Annotated in this window: 15 protein-coding genes; 4 read left to right on the top strand and 11 right to left on the bottom strand. The window is 72.8% G+C overall.

What is annotated here, in order from left to right; all coding sequences use genetic code 11:
• Window positions 1-12: 12 nt before the first annotated feature.
• Together AB0F15_RS12425 and AB0F15_RS12420 are read right to left on the bottom strand one after the other, a co-directional pair.
• Window positions 13-2,553, bottom strand: coding sequence for an FtsX-like permease family protein (locus AB0F15_RS12425; protein ID WP_360269317.1), 2,541 nt, complete (start codon window positions 2,551-2,553; stop codon window positions 13-15).
• Window positions 2,547-3,287 (bottom strand): ABC transporter ATP-binding protein, encoded by a 741-nt coding sequence (locus tag AB0F15_RS12420; protein ID WP_360269315.1) that lies wholly within the window; start codon window positions 3,285-3,287, stop codon window positions 2,547-2,549. The genes AB0F15_RS12425 and AB0F15_RS12420 overlap by 7 nt, the downstream gene beginning before the upstream one ends.
• Window positions 3,288-3,420: 133 nt before the next feature.
• Between AB0F15_RS12420 and AB0F15_RS12415 the strand changes: the two genes are divergently transcribed.
• The 3 genes from AB0F15_RS12415 to AB0F15_RS12405 all read left to right on the top strand — a co-directional run bounded on the left by AB0F15_RS12415 (window position 3,421) and on the right by AB0F15_RS12405 (window position 5,533).
• Entirely contained in the window at window positions 3,421-4,620 is a 1,200-nt protein-coding gene (locus AB0F15_RS12415; RefSeq protein WP_360269313.1) for a sensor histidine kinase, read from the top strand.
• Window positions 4,608-5,264: a response regulator transcription factor gene (locus tag AB0F15_RS12410; RefSeq protein ID WP_360269311.1), complete on the top strand. Its 657-nt coding sequence runs from the start codon at window positions 4,608-4,610 to the stop codon at window positions 5,262-5,264. The genes AB0F15_RS12415 and AB0F15_RS12410 overlap by 13 nt, the downstream gene beginning before the upstream one ends.
• 71 nt (window positions 5,265-5,335) lie before the next feature.
• Complete coding sequence (locus tag AB0F15_RS12405; RefSeq protein WP_360269309.1) at window positions 5,336-5,533, top strand: hypothetical protein; 198 nt, start codon at window positions 5,336-5,338, stop codon at window positions 5,531-5,533.
• Window positions 5,534-5,666: 133 nt separating this feature from the next.
• Here the strand turns inward: AB0F15_RS12405 and AB0F15_RS12400 are convergent, their stop codons facing one another.
• From AB0F15_RS12400 to AB0F15_RS12365, 8 genes are all read right to left on the bottom strand, one after another.
• Entirely contained in the window at window positions 5,667-6,617 is a 951-nt protein-coding gene (locus AB0F15_RS12400; protein ID WP_360269308.1) for a helix-turn-helix domain-containing protein, read from the bottom strand.
• A gap of 21 nt (window positions 6,618-6,638) precedes the next feature.
• Window positions 6,639-7,205, bottom strand: coding sequence for a TetR/AcrR family transcriptional regulator (locus tag AB0F15_RS12395; RefSeq protein WP_360269306.1), 567 nt, complete (start codon window positions 7,203-7,205; stop codon window positions 6,639-6,641).
• Between the two features lie 58 nt (window positions 7,206-7,263).
• The gene (locus AB0F15_RS12390; RefSeq protein WP_360269304.1) at window positions 7,264-8,577 is read right to left on the bottom strand and encodes an ABC transporter substrate-binding protein; all 1,314 of its coding nucleotides are present in this window, start codon (window positions 8,575-8,577) and stop codon (window positions 7,264-7,266) included.
• Window positions 8,574-9,635 carry a branched-chain amino acid ABC transporter permease gene (locus AB0F15_RS12385; protein ID WP_360269302.1) on the bottom strand — a complete coding sequence of 354 codons (1,062 nt, stop codon included), beginning with the start codon at window positions 9,633-9,635 and terminating at the stop codon, window positions 8,574-8,576. Before AB0F15_RS12385 ends, AB0F15_RS12390 begins: the two co-directional genes overlap by 4 nt.
• Entirely contained in the window at window positions 9,632-10,483 is an 852-nt protein-coding gene (locus AB0F15_RS12380) for a branched-chain amino acid ABC transporter permease (protein ID WP_360269300.1), read from the bottom strand. The genes AB0F15_RS12385 and AB0F15_RS12380 overlap by 4 nt, the downstream gene beginning before the upstream one ends.
• Before the next feature lie 56 nt (window positions 10,484-10,539).
• Window positions 10,540-11,247 carry an ABC transporter ATP-binding protein gene (locus AB0F15_RS12375; protein ID WP_360269298.1) on the bottom strand — a complete coding sequence of 236 codons (708 nt, stop codon included), beginning with the start codon at window positions 11,245-11,247 and terminating at the stop codon, window positions 10,540-10,542.
• Window positions 11,240-12,046, bottom strand: a complete 807-nt coding sequence (locus AB0F15_RS12370; protein WP_360269296.1) for an ABC transporter ATP-binding protein — start codon at window positions 12,044-12,046, stop codon at window positions 11,240-11,242. The genes AB0F15_RS12375 and AB0F15_RS12370 overlap by 8 nt, the downstream gene beginning before the upstream one ends.
• A gap of 225 nt (window positions 12,047-12,271) precedes the next feature.
• Window positions 12,272-13,249 (bottom strand): ABC transporter substrate-binding protein, encoded by a 978-nt coding sequence (locus AB0F15_RS12365; RefSeq protein ID WP_360269294.1) that lies wholly within the window; start codon window positions 13,247-13,249, stop codon window positions 12,272-12,274.
• Between the two features lie 913 nt (window positions 13,250-14,162).
• On the opposite strand from AB0F15_RS12365, the gene AB0F15_RS12360 reads away from it, so the two are divergent.
• Complete coding sequence (locus AB0F15_RS12360; RefSeq protein WP_360269292.1) at window positions 14,163-14,387, top strand: hypothetical protein; 225 nt, start codon at window positions 14,163-14,165, stop codon at window positions 14,385-14,387.
• 38 nt (window positions 14,388-14,425) lie between these two features.
• Here AB0F15_RS12360 and AB0F15_RS12355 read toward each other — a convergent pair whose 3' ends face one another.
• On the bottom strand, window positions 14,426-15,052 hold the full coding sequence (locus AB0F15_RS12355) for a thioesterase domain-containing protein (protein WP_360269291.1): 627 nt from the start codon (window positions 15,050-15,052) through the stop codon (window positions 14,426-14,428).
• Window positions 15,053-15,117 lie beyond the last annotated feature (65 nt).

Genomic DNA, 15,117 nt, shown 5'->3' with positions numbered 1-15,117 from the left:
ACCCCGCACCCGCTACTCGCGCACGCCGATCGCGTCGATCGGCCGGGCCCGCAGCGCCACCGACGTCGCCACCCCGATCGCCACCATCCCGAGCACGACCGCGCCCGCGATGACTCCGAAGTAGACGGACGGCGATCCCGCGGGAACGGGGTTGCCCCGCAGCCCGATGTTGAGCAGCCCCAACGGCACCAGCGCCACCAGCGTCCCGGCGACCACCGCGATCCCGACCGTGGCCAGCGCTTCGAGCCGCATCATGCGGGTCACCTGACGGCGGGTCGTGCCCACCAGCCGCAGCAGCGCGAACTCGCGGCTCCGCTGCGCGGTCGTCAGGACCAGCGTGTTGGCCACCGAAATCGCCAGGTACCCGACGATGACGCCGGCCGCGACGAGGTTGAGGTAGAACTGCGCCTGCCGCTCACCCCCGTCCGGAGCGGCGATCACCGACGCCGGGGCGACCACCAGACCCGGGTACGGCAAGGCACGCAACGCCGAAGCCACCGCGTCCGCGTCCGCTCCGGGCTGGCGCCGGACCAGCACCGAGTCGTCCAGGCGGCCCCCGATGTGCTCGCGGGCCAGCGCGACCGGCAGCACGAAGTCGCCGAAGGCCAGGTCGTGCGTGTACGTGGCGACCAGCCGCAGCTGCGCCGGGACGCCGTCGCCGAAGTAGAACGAGACCTCGTCGCCGACCTTCTTGTCCAGCCAGTCCGCTTCCGAGCGGCTCAGCGCCACCGTGGCGCCGGTCAGGTCGGTGATCCGCCCGGCGTCGACGCCCAGCTCGAGGGCGGCCCCGGCCTGGTCGCCCGCCAGGCCCTGCGCGGGCGACCCCTGGACCTCCACGCTGTCACCCACCGTCGTCGCGGTGAGCACGGACGTGCGGATCACCGGCGTCGCCGCCGCGACCCCCGGCGCCCGGGCGGCCGCCGAGGCGACCTCCGGCGAGACGCCGCCCGCGCCGGTGAGCACGTAGTCGGCGGTCGTCGACCGCGCCGTCTCCTGCTGGGTCGCCGCCGTGGTGGCCGTCGGCCCGTAGAACATGGCGAGCGCGAACGCGACCGACAGCATCAGCGGGGTCACCGCCGCGGCGACGCGCCGGGCGTTGGCGTGGGTGTTCGCGCCGGCCAGGTACCCGCTGATCCGCCAGAGCCGGGCCAGTACGGGAGCCAGGAACCGCAGCACCAGCCCGGTCACCTGCGGCCCCACCACGGCCAGCCCGATGACGATCACCAGGGTCGCCATCGACGACGTCGCGGCCGCCACGTCACCGCGCAGGAACAGCGGGACGAGCGCGCCGCCGAAGCCGGCCAGCACCAGGCCCCAGCCGGTGAGCACGCGGCCCCGGCCGAGCTCACGCCGTTCCACCGCGGCCTCGCCCAGCGCCTCGACGGGCCGGATCGACGACGGCCGCCGTGCCGCCGCCCAGGCGGCCAGCCGCGCCGCGCCCAAGCCGAGCAGGACGGCGGCCAGCAGCGGGAGCGGGCCGATCGCCAGCCCGAAGTCGGCCGGGAGCACGCCGATCGCGGCGAAGGCGTCGCGCAGCCCACCCGCGACCGCCAGGCCGAGCACGCTGCCCAGCACCCCGGCGACGAGCGCGATCACCGTCGTCTCCAGGCCGATGAGCTTGCGGATCTGCCGGGGGGTCGCCGCGACCGCACGCAGCAGCGCGAACTCCCGGCGGCGCTGGTTGATGGTCAGAGCGAGGGTGCTCGCCACCACGAACACCGCGACGAGCAGTGCGAAGCCGCCGAACGACCCGGCGATCGCCAGCAGCATCGTCCGCGTCCGGCCGACGTCGGGGAACTCGATGCTGCTGCGCTCGACGCCCGTAACCACCTCGGCGCCGTCCACGACGGCGAGGACCCGGTCGGCGAGGGTCTCCGGGGTGACCCCGGTGTCGGCCAGCACGCCGATGGCGTGCGCCTGGCCGGGCCGTCCGGCCAGCTCGGCGGCCCGTTCCGGGGTGAAGAACAGTGCTGACTGGCGCGACCGGCCGTCGACGATCCCGCGCACCTTGAACGTCGCCGGCACCGACCGGGTGGTGATCCGCACCCGCCCGCCGATGCCGACGTCGGCCCGGCGCGCCAGGTCGGCGTCCAGCACGACCTCGTCGGGGGCCGCGGGCGCGTCGCCGCCGCGCAGGGTGAACGGCGCCAGGACGGCCGCGTCCCAGTTGTGGCCGAGGGACTCCGGCCCGCCGAGCACCTGCCCGTCGCGGGTCACCACCTGCGCCGGGAAGCTCTGCTCCGCCACCGCGGAGCGCACCCCGGGCACGGTGGCGATCCGGCCGGCCAGCGCGACGGGGACCGTCGGCTCTTCGCCGACCTGCTCGAAGGACAGCGCGTCGGCGCCGGGCGGGCGCACGGTCCGGTCGCCGCCGACGACGACGGCCGCGGCGGCGTACCGCTGGGTGGGGACGCCGGCGCGCAGGCCGGACTCCATGAGGATCCCGCAGGCGGCCACGATGGCGGTGCCGCACAGGATCGCGATGAAGGCGCCGGCGAACCCGCCGAGCCTGCTCCGGATCGTCTGCCAGGCGAGAGCCAGCACGTTCACCACTCCCCGAGGTGCGTCATCCGCTCCGCCACCCGCTCGGGGGTGGGGTGCGGGAGGTGGCCGGCCAGCTTGCCGTCGGCCAGGAAGAGCACGCCGTGCGCGGCCGAAGCCGCGACCGGATCGTGGGTCACCATCAGGACGGTCTGCCCCATCTGCTCGACGATCGCGCGGAGCAGGTCCAGCACCTGCCGCCCGGTGCGGGTGTCGAGGGCGCCGGTCGGCTCGTCGGCCAGCACCACCTCGGGCCGGGTGACGAGCGCCCGCGCGATCGCGACGCGCTGCTGCTGCCCGCCGGACAGCTCCGCGGGGCGGTGCTCCAGCCGGTTGGCGATCCCCACGCCGTCGACGACCTCCCGCAGCCACTGCGGGTCGGGTTTCCGCCCGGCGAGCCGCAGCGGCAGCGTGATGTTCTGCAGCACGTTCAGCGACGGCAGCAGGTTGTAGGCCTGGAAGACGAACCCGATCCGGGTGCGCCGCAGCTCCGTCAGCTCGCGTTCCTTCAGCCGGCCGATCTCGGTGCCGCCGAGCAGCACCCGCCCCGACGTCGGGCGGTCGAGGCCGGCCGCGCAGTGCAGGAAGGTGCTCTTGCCCGAGCCGGACGGGCCCATCACCGCGGTGAACGTCCCCCGCGCCACGTTCGCCGACACCCCGTCCAGCGCGGTGACCGCGCCGTCGCCGGCGCCGTACACCTTCCGCACCCCGGTCAGCTCCAGCGCGTACGCGCTCGCTGTGGTCATCTTCGTCCCCTTAAGACTGTTCTTTGCGTCGTAAGGAAAACTAGGTCGCGGGCAGGGGGACTTCGATCCCGTGGAGGGGTGGATCGGGGGTAGCGCCAGCACTACCCGGGTGGTGGGGTGGGACACTGCCGGGGTGACGACCCGCCTGCGCGAGTGCTGGTCGGCGGTGCGCTTCCTCGTGGCCGGCGCCGGTACCTCGCTGCTGTCGCTGTTCGCCCTCGCCGGGCTGTTCGCCGTCCTGCTGCTGTGCCCGTTCGGCGTCGGGATCCCGTCGCTGGCGCCGGCGATCCGGCTGGCGCGGTGGCCGGTCGGGGTCGATCGCGGCCGCGCCGCGCGGAAGCTCGGCGAGCCGATCCCCGAGCCGTACCGCGACGGTTCCCCGCTGAAGGACCCGGCCACCCGCCGCGACCTCGCGTGGCTGGCGATCCACGCCGCGACCGGGATGATCGTCGGCGTGCTGGCGTTCGGCCTGCCGCTGGGCGCGCTCCAGCAGGTGATCACGGCCTTCGTCTGGCCGCTGGTCCCCGGCGGGATCGAAGGTTCGCTCGGGATCGTCGTCGACTCCTGGCCGCACGCCGCGCTGGACCTGCTCGTGGCCGCCGCCATGGCCGCGGCGAGCCTGCAGCTGCCGCGCGTCGCCCGGTGGCAGGCCCGCACCGCGCAGCGGCTGCTCCGCCCCCCCCCCGGCGTCGTGCGGGCGGACCGGGTCGCCGAGCTGACCGCGACCCGGGCGGCCGCGCTGGAGGCGCACGGCGCCGAACTGCGCCGCATCGAGCGTGACCTGCACGACGGCGCGCAGGCGCGGATCGCGGCGGTCGTGCTGCAGCTCGGCATCGCCGGCCAGCTGTACGACCGCGACCCCGCCACCGCGCGCGACCTGCTGGTCAAGGCGCAGGACACCGCGACCGACGCGCTGGCCGAGCTGCGCACGGTCGTCCGCAGCATCTACCCACCGCTGCTGAGCGAACGCGGTCTGGCCGGGGCGGTGCGTGCGCTCGCCGAGCGCAGCCCGGTACCGGCCACCGTCTCCGTCGAGTACGAGACCGGTCGCCCGGCGGCGGTCGAGGCGGCCGCCTACTTCGTCGTCGCCGAGGTGCTGGCCAACGTCACCAAGCACGCCGACGCGTCCCAGGTGGACATCGTGCTCGGCGGCACGGCGTCGGTGCTGTGCCTGGACATCCGCGACGACGGCCGCGGCGGCGCCGACGAGTCCCGCGGCAGCGGGCTGGCCGGCATCCGCCGCCGCGCCGAAGCCTTCGACGGAACCCTCACCCTGACCAGCCCACCCGGTGGGCCGACCGTGCTGCGAGTGGAGCTGCCATGCGGGTCGTGATCGCCGAGGACGACGCATTGCTGCGCGAAGGCCTCTCCCTGCTGCTGAAGACGGCGGGTATCGAGGTGGCCGCCGCGGTGGACAACGCCGAGGACTTCCTCGCCTTCATCGAAGGCGAGCGCCCCGACGCGGTCGTGATGGACGTGCGCATGCCGCCGACCCACCGCGACGAAGGCCTGCGCGCCGCCGTACGAGCCCGCGAAATCCACCCGGCACTGCCGGTGCTGGTGCTCTCGGCGCACGTCGAAACGAGCTACGCGGTGGAGCTGCTCGCCGACGGCGTCGGCGGGGTCGGCTACCTCCTCAAGGAGCGCGTCGGCAAGGTCGAGCGGTTCCTCGACGCGCTCCGGCGGGTCGCCGGCGGCGGCACGGCGATGGATCCCGAGGTGATCGGCCGCCTGATGGCCCGCCGCCGCGCCGCGGATCCGCTGGAAGCGCTGACCGCCCGGGAACGCGAAGTGCTGGGGCTGATGGCCGAGGGCTACAACAACAGCACGATCGCCGAGCTGCTGGTGGTCAGCGACGGCGCGGTGCTCAAGCACATCCGGAACATCTTCGCGAAGCTGGGGCTGCCGTCCGACGAAGGCGGCGGTCACCGGCGGGTACTGGCGGTGCTCGCGTACCTCGGGCGGGACGCGGGGTAGCGCAGGCACCACCCCGGATCCGGGTGCGGACGGCATTCCCGCCGTCCCGGCCGCTCTCTAGCGTTCCGGGCATGAACAACGACAACGCTCCCACGCGTCCTTCGAGCCCGGTTCTCCTGTGGCTGGTCCTGGTGGTCAGTTCCGCGGTCAACGCGGCAGGTCCCTTGGTGGGACTGCCGTTGGCGGCCCGGATGGCCGCCGGCGGGATCGCGGTGGTGATGATCGCCCTGCTGATCGTCCACCACGTGCGCCGGCGTCGCCTCACGTAGTGATGCCGTCCCGGCCGAGGATCCGGGCTGCCGCGGCGGCCGGCTGGGCCACGGGCTCCGTCCAATCCACAGTGGACGCCGCGGAAGCGGGCATCCGGGCCGGACGCCCCCGGCAACCCGGCCCCCAAGCCGCTCAAGACGGCGCGGCGGCCCGGAAACTGGCCCGGTAGGCCTGCGGGCTGGTCCCCGCCACCCGCTTGAACCGCTCCCGGAACGCCGTCGGCGAGCCGAATCCCACCGCTCCGGCGATCCGGTCCACCGAGTCGCCCGTCGCCTCCAGCAGCTGCTGCGCCCGCCGCACCCGGGCCCGGAGCAGCCACTGCAGCGGTGTCGTCCCGGTCTGCTCGCGGAACCGCCGGTTCAGCGTCCGCGTGCTCATCCCGGCGAACCCCGCGATGGCCGCGAGCGTCAGCTCCTCCGCGCAGTTCTCGGCCAGCCACACCAGCAGCGGCTCCAGCTCGGACCCGCGCGGCGCCGGTGGCGTGTCGTGGACGATGAACTGCGCCTGGCCGCCCTCGCGTTCCAGGGGCATCACCGACAAGCGGGCCGCGTCGGCGGCCACCGCCGAGCCGTGGTCCCGGCGGATCAGGTGCAGGCACAGGTCCAGGCCCGCCGCCGCGCCCGCCGAACTCAGGAACTGGCCGTTGTCGACGTACAGCACGTCCGGGTCCACGTCGACCGCGGGGTGCAGCCGGGCCAGTTCCCCGGCGGCGGCCCAGTGGGTCGTGGCGCGCAGCCCGTCCAGCAACCCGGTCGCGGCCAGGATGAACGCTCCCGAGCAGATCGACGCGATCCGCGTGCCCCGCCCGGCCGCCGCGCGCAACGCGGCCAGCACCGGAGCGGGCACCGGTGGGTTCGCCGAGCGGCCCGGCACGATGATCGTGTCGGCGGCGGCCAGCCCCGACAGGTCCCACGGCGGCCGCAGCGCGAACATCCCCGCGTCCACCTCGGGTGCCGGTCCGCAGATCCGGACCTCGTAGGCGGGCGCGCCGTCCGGCAGCCGCGTCCGCGCGAAGACCTCGATGGGCGTCGCCAGGTCGAACGGGACGACCTGGTCCAGCGCGAGGACGGCGACGATGTGCATACCACCACGATAGATCGTCCACTAAGGACGGAGGCTGCGGAGCATCAGGTCGGCGAAGTGCGCCCCCACCTGTTCACCCGACAGCTCGCCACCCTCGTGGTACCACATGCCCAGCCGGTGGATGGCGCCGAAGTGGTAGTTGATCACCAGGTCGGCCGGGACGTCGGCGCGGAACACCCCGGCCCGCTGGCCTTGGGCGACCAGGTCCCGCACCCGCTCGTGGTAGGTGCGCCGCTCGGCCCGCACCTGGACCTGCTTGGACTTCTCCAGCAGCGGGAACGACTGGAAGAACACGGTCGCCGCGTCGAGGTCGGCGATGCTGGTGACGACGACGTCGGCGACGATCGCGTGCAGCCGCTCCGGCAGGGGCAGGTCCGACTCGGCGATCGTCACCATCCGCCGCGTCTGCACCCGCAGCATCGCGGCGTAGATTTCGAAGAGCAGGTCGTCCTTGGACTCGAAGTAGTGGTAGAGGCCACCCTTGGTGACGCCGGCCGCTTCGACGATCTCCCGGACCGTCGTCGCCTCGAAGCCCTTCTCGGCGAACAGCCGCACCGCCGCTCGCACGAGCTTTTCCCTGACACTCATGTCGCCACCCTATGTGAGCGGGCGGGCCGGCCCGTGGCGCCCACGGGCCGGTCCGTCGTCACTTGCCCACGAGGTTGACCTGCTCCGGAGTGGCCCGCTCACCGGAGTACGGCGTGATCGCGCCGGTGCCGCGGTCGGTGACGGCCGGTGGCTGGATCACCGTCGTCGACGTGTCCGGATTGATCTTGAACACGTACGCGCCGGTGTAGCCGGCGTGCGACTCCTTCGAGAAGCCGAACGGCGTCAGGCCCGGGCCCTTCAGCGCGCCGGAGCTCATCGCCTCGACGATCTTCTGCCGCGTCGGGTCCGGCCCGGCCGCCTTGAGCGCCTGCGCGAACGTGTAGGCCTGCACCATGCCGAACAGGACGGTGTTGGTGAGCGGCTCCTTCGCGATGTACTTGTCGTGGATGCCCTTGAAGTAGGCGACCCACGGGTCCGACGTCTGGGCGACGTCCGGCAGGTACCCGGTGCCGATCAGGCCGGCCAGCAGCTGCCCGCTGGACACGCTGGCGCCGCCGCGCTTGGCGAAGTCCTGCAGCAGCCCGGAAAGCGTCGCGGGATCCGCGCCGATGCTGCTCACCACGAACTGCGGGTGGTAGCCGATCTTCGCCGCGGCCAGGATGGCGAGCGCGGTGAACGCCGGGATGCACGCGCACACGACGACCTCGGCGCCGGCCGCCTTGAGCGCGGACAGCTGCGGCGTGACGTCGGTGTTGGCGCTGTCGTAGCCCTGCCGGACGACGGCCTGGTCCTTGACGAACTGGTCGAGCCCGGCCTGCGTGTCGCGGCCGACGTCGTCGTTCTGCGTGAAGTACCCGACCTTCTTGCCGGCGAAGGTGTCCTTGACGTACTTGCCCTGGATCTTGCCTTCCCGGGTGTAGTCCACCTGGTAGCCGAAGGTCATCGGCGCCTTCTGCGGGTTGTCCCAGGCGAGCGCGCCCGAGGACACCAGCAGGTCCGGTACGCCTTCGGAGTTCAGGTAGTCGACGACCTTGGAGTGCGTCGGCGTGCCGAGGCCGCCGACGATCGCGAACACCTTGTCCTGCAACACGAGCTTCTTCACGACCTCGACGGTCTTCGTCGGGTTGTAGCCGTCGTCCTCGACGTGATAGTCGATCTTGCGGCCGTTGATCCCGCCGCCGTCGTTGATCGCCTGGTACACCGCGCGGGCGCCGACGGAGATCTTGCTGTAGCCCGGCGCGGCCGGACCGGTGAGCGGCTGGTGGGTGCCGATCACCACGGCGTCCTTGGTGACGCCGACCGCCGAGTCCGCGGCCTGCGTGCCGCCGGTGCCGGTCTCCCCCGCACCGGAGCACGCGCTGAGCGTGAGGGCCGCGGCGAGGAACCCCACGCCGATTCTCGTGCTTCTCATTTTTCTCCTTCTGCTCGGCGGCTCGGCTTCAGGTGGGCGCGCAGCCACTGGAAACCGCCCTGGATGCCCCGCGGGAAGGCGAGCACGACGACGATGAGGATCACGCCGTACACCGCGAGCGGGAGGTTGTTGGCCACGTCGGTGTTCAGGTGCAGGACGTCGGCGAGGTCCTCCGACCACGCCTGGAAGCAGACGAGCGCGACGGCGCCCCACAGCGCGCCCCACAGGGAGCCGAGCCCGCCCAGCACCACGGCCGCCAGCAGGCTCAGCGACAGCGCGGGCGTGAACGAGCCGGGTGCGGCGGTGCCGAGCAGGAACGCCTGCAGGCCACCGGCGAGGCCGCCGCACACCGCGCTGACCAGGAACGCGAGGATCTTCGTGCGGCCGACGGCGATCCCGCTCACCGCGGCGGCGACCTCGTCGTCCCGGACCGCGCGGAAGTCGCGCCCGAGCCGGCCGCGGACGACGTTCGCCACCAGCACCAGCGCGAGGAGCACGCTGAGCCAGACGATCCAGGTCTGCCAGCGCAGCTCCGGCACGGTGACCCCGGCCGGTCTGCTGTGGACGGTGAAGCTCAACCCGTTGCTGCCGCCCAGGAAGTCGGGGAACCGGCGGGTGAGCGCCGGCAGGCCGACGGCCAGTGCGAGCGTCGCCCCGGCGAGGTAGGGGCCGCGCAGCCGGGCCGCCGCCGCGCCGGCCAGCAGCCCGGCGAGCCCACCGGCGGCCGACGCCAGCAGCAGGTCGGCCCACAGCGGGAACGACGGGACGCGCCGCACCAGCAGCGCCACCGTGTAGGCGCCGATGAACATGAACGCGCCGTGCCCCAGCGAAACCTGGCCGGTGAGACCGGTCAGGAGGGTCAGCCCGGCCACCGCGACGAGGTAGTAGCCGATCGTCGCGATGCGCAGGTTGGTGAACTCGTCGGTGACGAGGGTCAGCGCGACGACGACGGCGAGCGCACCCGCCGCGGCCAGCGCGTGGACGAGCAGAGGCGGCAGCGTGCGGCGCCTTCGCGGGGTCTCCACCCGGGTTTCCGGGAGTTCCGTGCGCACGCTCATACCCGCCTCACCTTGGCCCGGCCGAACAACCCGCTGGGCCGCAGCGTCAGCACGACCACCAGGATCACCAGCGCGGCGATCGTCACCAGCTCCGGTCCGAGGTAGCCGGACACGTAGGACAGTCCGACGCCGAGGACGAACCCGCCGGCGATGGTGCCCAGCGGGTTGTCGAGGCCGCCGAGCACCGCCGCGGTGAGCGCGTAGACGAAGACGCCGTCCAGCACGTTCGGGAAGAGGAACGGCGGGGTGGCGAGCAGCCCGGCCAGCGAGCCGACGGCCGCGGCCAGCCCCCAGCCCGCGGTGAGCATCAGGCCGACCCGCACGCCGAGCGTCCGCGCCACTTCGGGGGCGAACGCCGCCGCGCGCATCCGCAGGCCCAGCGGCGTGTACTTGAACACCACCAGCACCAGCGCGGCGATGGCGAGCACGACCAGGACCACGAACAGGTCGTTGGCGGAGAACCGGCCGCGGAAGTCGAAGGCGTACGGGAACGCCAGCGGCTCGTTGGACCAGATCATGCCCGCGACCGCCTGCAGCACCAGCAGCAGCCCGAGGGTGACGATGATCGAGCTCAGCTCGGAGCGGTGCCGCAGCGGCCGGATCAGCAGCCGTTCGGTGGCGACGCCCAGCACGGTCCCGGCACCGATCGCGACGGCGAAGCCGAGCCAGTAACTGCCCGTCGCCTTCGTCACCGAGTACGCGAGGTACGTCGAAATCAGCGCGAGCGCGGGTTGCGCGAAGTTCACCACCCGGGTGGCCCGGTAGATGATGACCAGCGCGAGCCCGAGCGCCGCGTACACCGCGCCGGCCGAGATCCCGCCGAGGGTCAAGTCGAAGAAGTCCTGCATACCGGACCGGTCACCTCCTGGTGCGTGGGTCGAAAAACCGGAGAAGCCGCACCGCCTCAGAAACCGAGGTAGGCGTGCCGGAGGCCGTCGTCGGCCAGGAGTTCCGCCGCGGTGTCGACCGCGACGACGCGGCCGAGCGCGAGGACGTACCCGCGGTCGGCGATGGACAGTGCGCTGTGCGCGTTCTGCTCGACGAGCACGACGGTGAGCCCGGTGGTGGCCCGCAGGTCGCGCAGGATGCCCATGATCCGGGCGGTGATCAGGGGCGCGAGGCCGAGCGACGGTTCGTCGAGCAGCAGCAGGCCGGGCCGGCTCATCAGGGCGCGGCCGATGGCCAGCATCTGCCGCTCGCCGCCGGAGAGCGTCGAGGCGGGTTTCGCCGAACGTTCTTCCAGGGCAGGGAAAAGCTCGTACACCTCCCGGCGGGCGGCCGCGCGATCGACGCGGTCGCGCCGCCACAGCGCGCCCAGCCGGAGGTTCTCGTCGACGGTCAGCTCGGTGATCACCCCGCCGCCCTCGGGCACGTGCGCGACCCCGCCGCGGGCGATGCGGTCCGGTGCCGAACCCGTCAGTTCCCGGCCGTCCCAGGTGATCCGGCCGCCGCGGGCGGGCTCGAGGCCGCTGATCGCGCGCAGGAGCGTCGTCTTGCCCGCGCCGTTCGCGCCGAGCACGGCGGTGATCCCGCCGCGCTCGACCGTGATGCCGACGCCGTCGAGCGCGCGAACCGCGCCGTAGGCCACGGAAAGCTCTTCGATCTCAAGCACCGGGCGCCTCCTCGGCGGGGTCACCGAGGTAGGCCTCGGTCACGCGGGGGTCGGCCTGGATCTCGGCCGGGCTGCCCGCCGCGATCACCTCGCCGAAGTTCAGCACCACCACGCGGTCGCACACCTCCATGACGAGGTCCATGTGGTGTTCGACGAGCACCACCGCCATGCGCTGCCGCAGCGAGACGATCAACGTCGAGAGCTCGGCGAGTTCGGCGGCCGACAGCCCGCTCGCGGGTTCGTCGAGCAGCAGCAGATCCGGTTCGGCCACCAGGGCGCGAGCGAGCGCGACGCGTTTCCGCACGCCGTAGGGCAGGACGCCGGGCAGCCGGCCGGCGAGGTCGGCGATCCCGAGCTCGCCCAGGGTTTCGCGGGCGCGGGCGGCCAAGCCGGCTTCGTCGCGCGCGGCGCGGCCGGCACCGGCGAGCGCGGGCAGCAGGCCGGTCCGGGCGTGGCGGCCCGCGCCCGCCATCACGTTCTCGAGGACGGTCAAGCCGGGGAACAGGCCGAGGCCCTGCAGCGTGCGGACGATCCCGAGCCGGGCGAGGTGTTCGGGGCGGTGCCGGACGAGCGGCCGTCCCCGCCACAGCACGCGGCCGGCCTGGGGCCGGACGAACCCGCAGACGACGTTGAACAACGTCGTCTTGCCCGCGCCGTTGGGTCCGATGACCCCGACGACGGTGCCGGCGGCGACGCTCAGCCGGACGTCGTGCAGGGCGGTGAGGCCGCCGAAGCGCACGGTGAGACCGTCGGCCACGAGCAGGTCTTCGCCGGGCACTGCCGCACCAAGAGGCGTCATCGATGACTCTCCCGTCTCACCATACGGACCTTGTCGTACCGCGCGGTCGGTATGAAGAGGGTGGGCTGCGGCAGCGGTCGTGTCAAGGTGCGAACCGCCAAAACCGGACGCACCGGGGACGGTCCGAAAATTTCGGGATACCGGCCGACGGCGGGAAGTCCCGGCGGCACGAAGAAAGGGCGGGTGCGCGGTTTCGCGCACCCGCCCTTGGCGGCCTGTCTCCGCTCAGCCGGTCCCGGTCTGCGGGGCGATCATCGAGGAGGCGTCGATCCTGGTCTGGACGACGCCCAGCTGCTGCAGCAGGTCCGGCACGCGCTGGATGCGGCGGGCGTCCAGGATGGACCCGAAGGCGGGCATCACCATCAGGCTGGCGATGTCCCGGTCCACGCGGGCGTTGCGGACGACGAGCGGTTCGATCCGGGCGCGGTCCACCGCGGCGTGCGTGGCGTTGAGCATCGCGCGCTGGAACGCGCGCAGCGTCTTCGGGTGGTCCTGGACCCACTTGGCGGTGGCGCCGTAGCCGGTGAGGGGGAAGTTCTGGGTGCTGCCGCTGGCGGCGTCGATGACCGGGTAGGCGCCGGCCGTCTTGGCGGCCTGGGTGAGGAACGGTTCGGGCTGGTAGGCCGCGTCGACCCGGCCCTGCGCCAGCGCGGTGCTCATGTCCGGCAGCGGCATCGCGACCCACTGCACCCGGCCCGGGTCGATGCCGTGGTCGCGCATCACCGACCGGGTCAGCACGTCCGAAGCGGCGTTCTTCGAACTGATGGCGATCCGCTTGCCGTCGAGGTCGTTCACGGTCTTCACCGGCGAGTTCGGCACGGTGACGACCTCGTTGCTGCGCGGGCTCGCCGAGGTGCCGTCGGTCACCAGCTTCACGTCCGCGGCGCCGCTGCTCTTCGCCAGGAAGAACAGCGTGTAGGTGGACAGCGCGATGTCGTCCTGGCCGCTCGCCATCCTGGTCAGGGTGTCCTGGCCGCTGGCGCCGACGTCGGTCTGCACGTCGAGACCCTCGGCCTTGAAGTACCCGCCTTCCTGCGCCAGCCACAGGGGAGCGAGGTCGACGGTGGTGAGGATCGCGACGCGGATCGACGGCTTTTCGACGTCACCGGCGGCGGAGGAGGACTTCGGCTGGCTGCACCCGCCCAGCAGGACGGCGACCAGGGCGAGCACGGCGAGCCGGCGTGTCGAGGCGCGTTGGGGCATGCCACTCCTCGGAGAAGATTGTTCGGATCACGGAATACGGCTCGTGGGCCGTGATCAGCCGGACTGTAGATGACGATTTCCCGGGTCGCAAATACGTTGCCGAGAAATACGCCATGCCAGGTTCGCGCGAAAGAGTGACAAGAGTGCGAACGAGTAATCCACTTACCGGGGCGACGTGACCGAGGGGAACAAACCCACGGCGAACTGCCGGGTTTCGTGATCTCGCCACCGCAGGTAGCGGCGCTCGCGGCAGGCTTGATCGTCGCCGCGGCACCGGTTCGCCCCGGCACGACGGCCGCCGCCGGGCCGGGTGCGGGACTCCACCCACCCGCGAAGATCCCCTTCTTCACCGAAGAGGCCGCACCGAAAACTGATTCGCGCCCGTTTCTCTACACAGTGGACACGCTATTCCGGATTCACTCCGCTTTCCGGCGGCGCTCCATTGAAGGGCGAAAATTCCGGAGCCGGACGCCCGCACTTCCGCCGATCACGGGACACGGCCATCCGGCCGCACCCACTGCGGGCCGATCGGCTCATCACGCAGAACCACTTGCGGGACACCGGATGGCGGCCGGATTCGAGGCCCGGGGCGTTCGCGGCCGTCCAGGATCTCGTCGCCGCGGAGAACGATTTCCGGCGGCTTCCGCCGAGCACCACCGGCCGGACTCACGGCAGCCGCGTGAATTCGTCGAAAACGGAAGACGGCCGAGGAGAACCAACGCGCGGCGGGCTCGGCGAGAGCCGCGAAGCGGCACAGGCCGCCAGGCTCGCGACCGAACCTCCACAGTGGACGATCAACAACGGGTGATCGACTGATCACGAGGAGCGCGATTCCGGCGAACGGAAGCGATTCGGAAGGCGCGTCGGGCAGCATCGGCCCCGAGAACCCGAACGAGCCAAGAGGAGTCGAACCATGAGAGCCGGTGCATTCCAGGCCGTCATCGGCACGGCCGCGCTGGGGGCCGTCGTCTTCGCGCCGCCCGCACAGGCGACCGGGACGGACGCCCGGACGGCCGTGTCGAGCTGCACCGCGGGCCCGTTTCGCGGCAGCTTGCCGATCACCTACCGGCCGGCGGGCGAGACGGAGTACCGCCCGTCGGTGGCGACGATCGGCGGCGGACCGTACATCGGCGACTAGGGGACGGTCACGGTCCAGGTCCCGCACACCCTCCCGAGCTACGCCTCGGTCAGCTTCGCGGGCAGCGCGGGCCCCTGCACGGCCATGGCGGAGATCAGGTAGGCCGACCGCAGGACCGCGTCGCGCAGCAGGGCGGCGCTGTCCTGCGTCCGCGCCGGCGTGAGCACGAACCCCGCGCTCGTGTGCTCCCCCCACCCGGTCATCACCTGCGGCTCGCCGAAGCCGCGGATCGGGCACGGCAGCGGCGGCGCCACGGGCAGGTGCGCGTCGCTGACCAGCAGGCTGACGTCGGCGCGTTCCGCCTGCTCCGGCACCGCCCGCGCGGCCCGGTCCGGCGGCGACTGGTGCGCCACGACGAGTGCCCGCGAGACCCCCAGTCCCGCGGCCACCCGGCGCTGGGCCAGCCGGTAGGCGACCAGCGCGCCGAGCCCGGCACCGAACAGCACGTGCGGGCTCTCGAGCACCCCGGCCAGTTCGGCGGCCAGCGCCTCGACCAGCAGCCACATGTCCCGGTACGGGTGCTCGTCGCGCCGCTCCCCCCGGCCGGGCAGCTCCACGACCTGCACCGTGATCCGCGGATCACGCCAGGCCCGGTAGCGGCCGGCCGCTTCCCCGGCGTCCGGGAAGCAGACGAACTGCAGGCGCTCCACATCGTCTCGGTCCACCCGTGGCCCCTTCCTTCTTGCCCGCGGCTAGGGTCGACCACAGCACTTCCGTTCCGCTTCGGTCC

This window comes from Amycolatopsis sp. NPDC026612, from assembly GCF_040638285.1.
In the GTDB taxonomy this organism is placed as follows: domain Bacteria; phylum Actinomycetota; class Actinomycetes; order Mycobacteriales; family Pseudonocardiaceae; genus Amycolatopsis.
Note: the sequence above shows the minus strand (reverse complement) of the source record. Positions and strands in the feature narration are given on the sequence as shown.

Excerpts from the sequence above, each read along its gene's own strand:
- AB0F15_RS12370 (WP_360269296.1), bottom strand. The coding sequence starts at position 12,046 with ATGACGCCTCTTGGTGCGGCAGTGCCCGGCGAAGACCTGCTCGTGGCC.
- AB0F15_RS12400 (WP_360269308.1), bottom strand. The coding sequence starts at position 6,617 with ATGCACATCGTCGCCGTCCTCGCGCTGGACCAGGTCGTCCCGTTCGAC.
- AB0F15_RS12395 (WP_360269306.1), bottom strand. The coding sequence starts at position 7,205 with ATGAGTGTCAGGGAAAAGCTCGTGCGAGCGGCGGTGCGGCTGTTCGCC.
- AB0F15_RS12390 (WP_360269304.1), bottom strand. The coding sequence starts at position 8,577 with ATGAGAAGCACGAGAATCGGCGTGGGGTTCCTCGCCGCGGCCCTCACG.
- AB0F15_RS12420 (WP_360269315.1), bottom strand. The coding sequence starts at position 3,287 with ATGACCACAGCGAGCGCGTACGCGCTGGAGCTGACCGGGGTGCGGAAG.
- AB0F15_RS12365 (WP_360269294.1), bottom strand. The coding sequence starts at position 13,249 with ATGCCCCAACGCGCCTCGACACGCCGGCTCGCCGTGCTCGCCCTGGTC.
- AB0F15_RS12380 (WP_360269300.1), bottom strand. The coding sequence starts at position 10,483 with ATGCAGGACTTCTTCGACTTGACCCTCGGCGGGATCTCGGCCGGCGCG.
- AB0F15_RS12410 (WP_360269311.1), top strand. The coding sequence starts at position 4,608 with ATGCGGGTCGTGATCGCCGAGGACGACGCATTGCTGCGCGAAGGCCTC.
- AB0F15_RS12385 (WP_360269302.1), bottom strand. The coding sequence starts at position 9,635 with ATGAGCGTGCGCACGGAACTCCCGGAAACCCGGGTGGAGACCCCGCGA.
- AB0F15_RS12360 (WP_360269292.1), top strand. The coding sequence starts at position 14,163 with ATGAGAGCCGGTGCATTCCAGGCCGTCATCGGCACGGCCGCGCTGGGG.
- AB0F15_RS12405 (WP_360269309.1), top strand. The coding sequence starts at position 5,336 with ATGAACAACGACAACGCTCCCACGCGTCCTTCGAGCCCGGTTCTCCTG.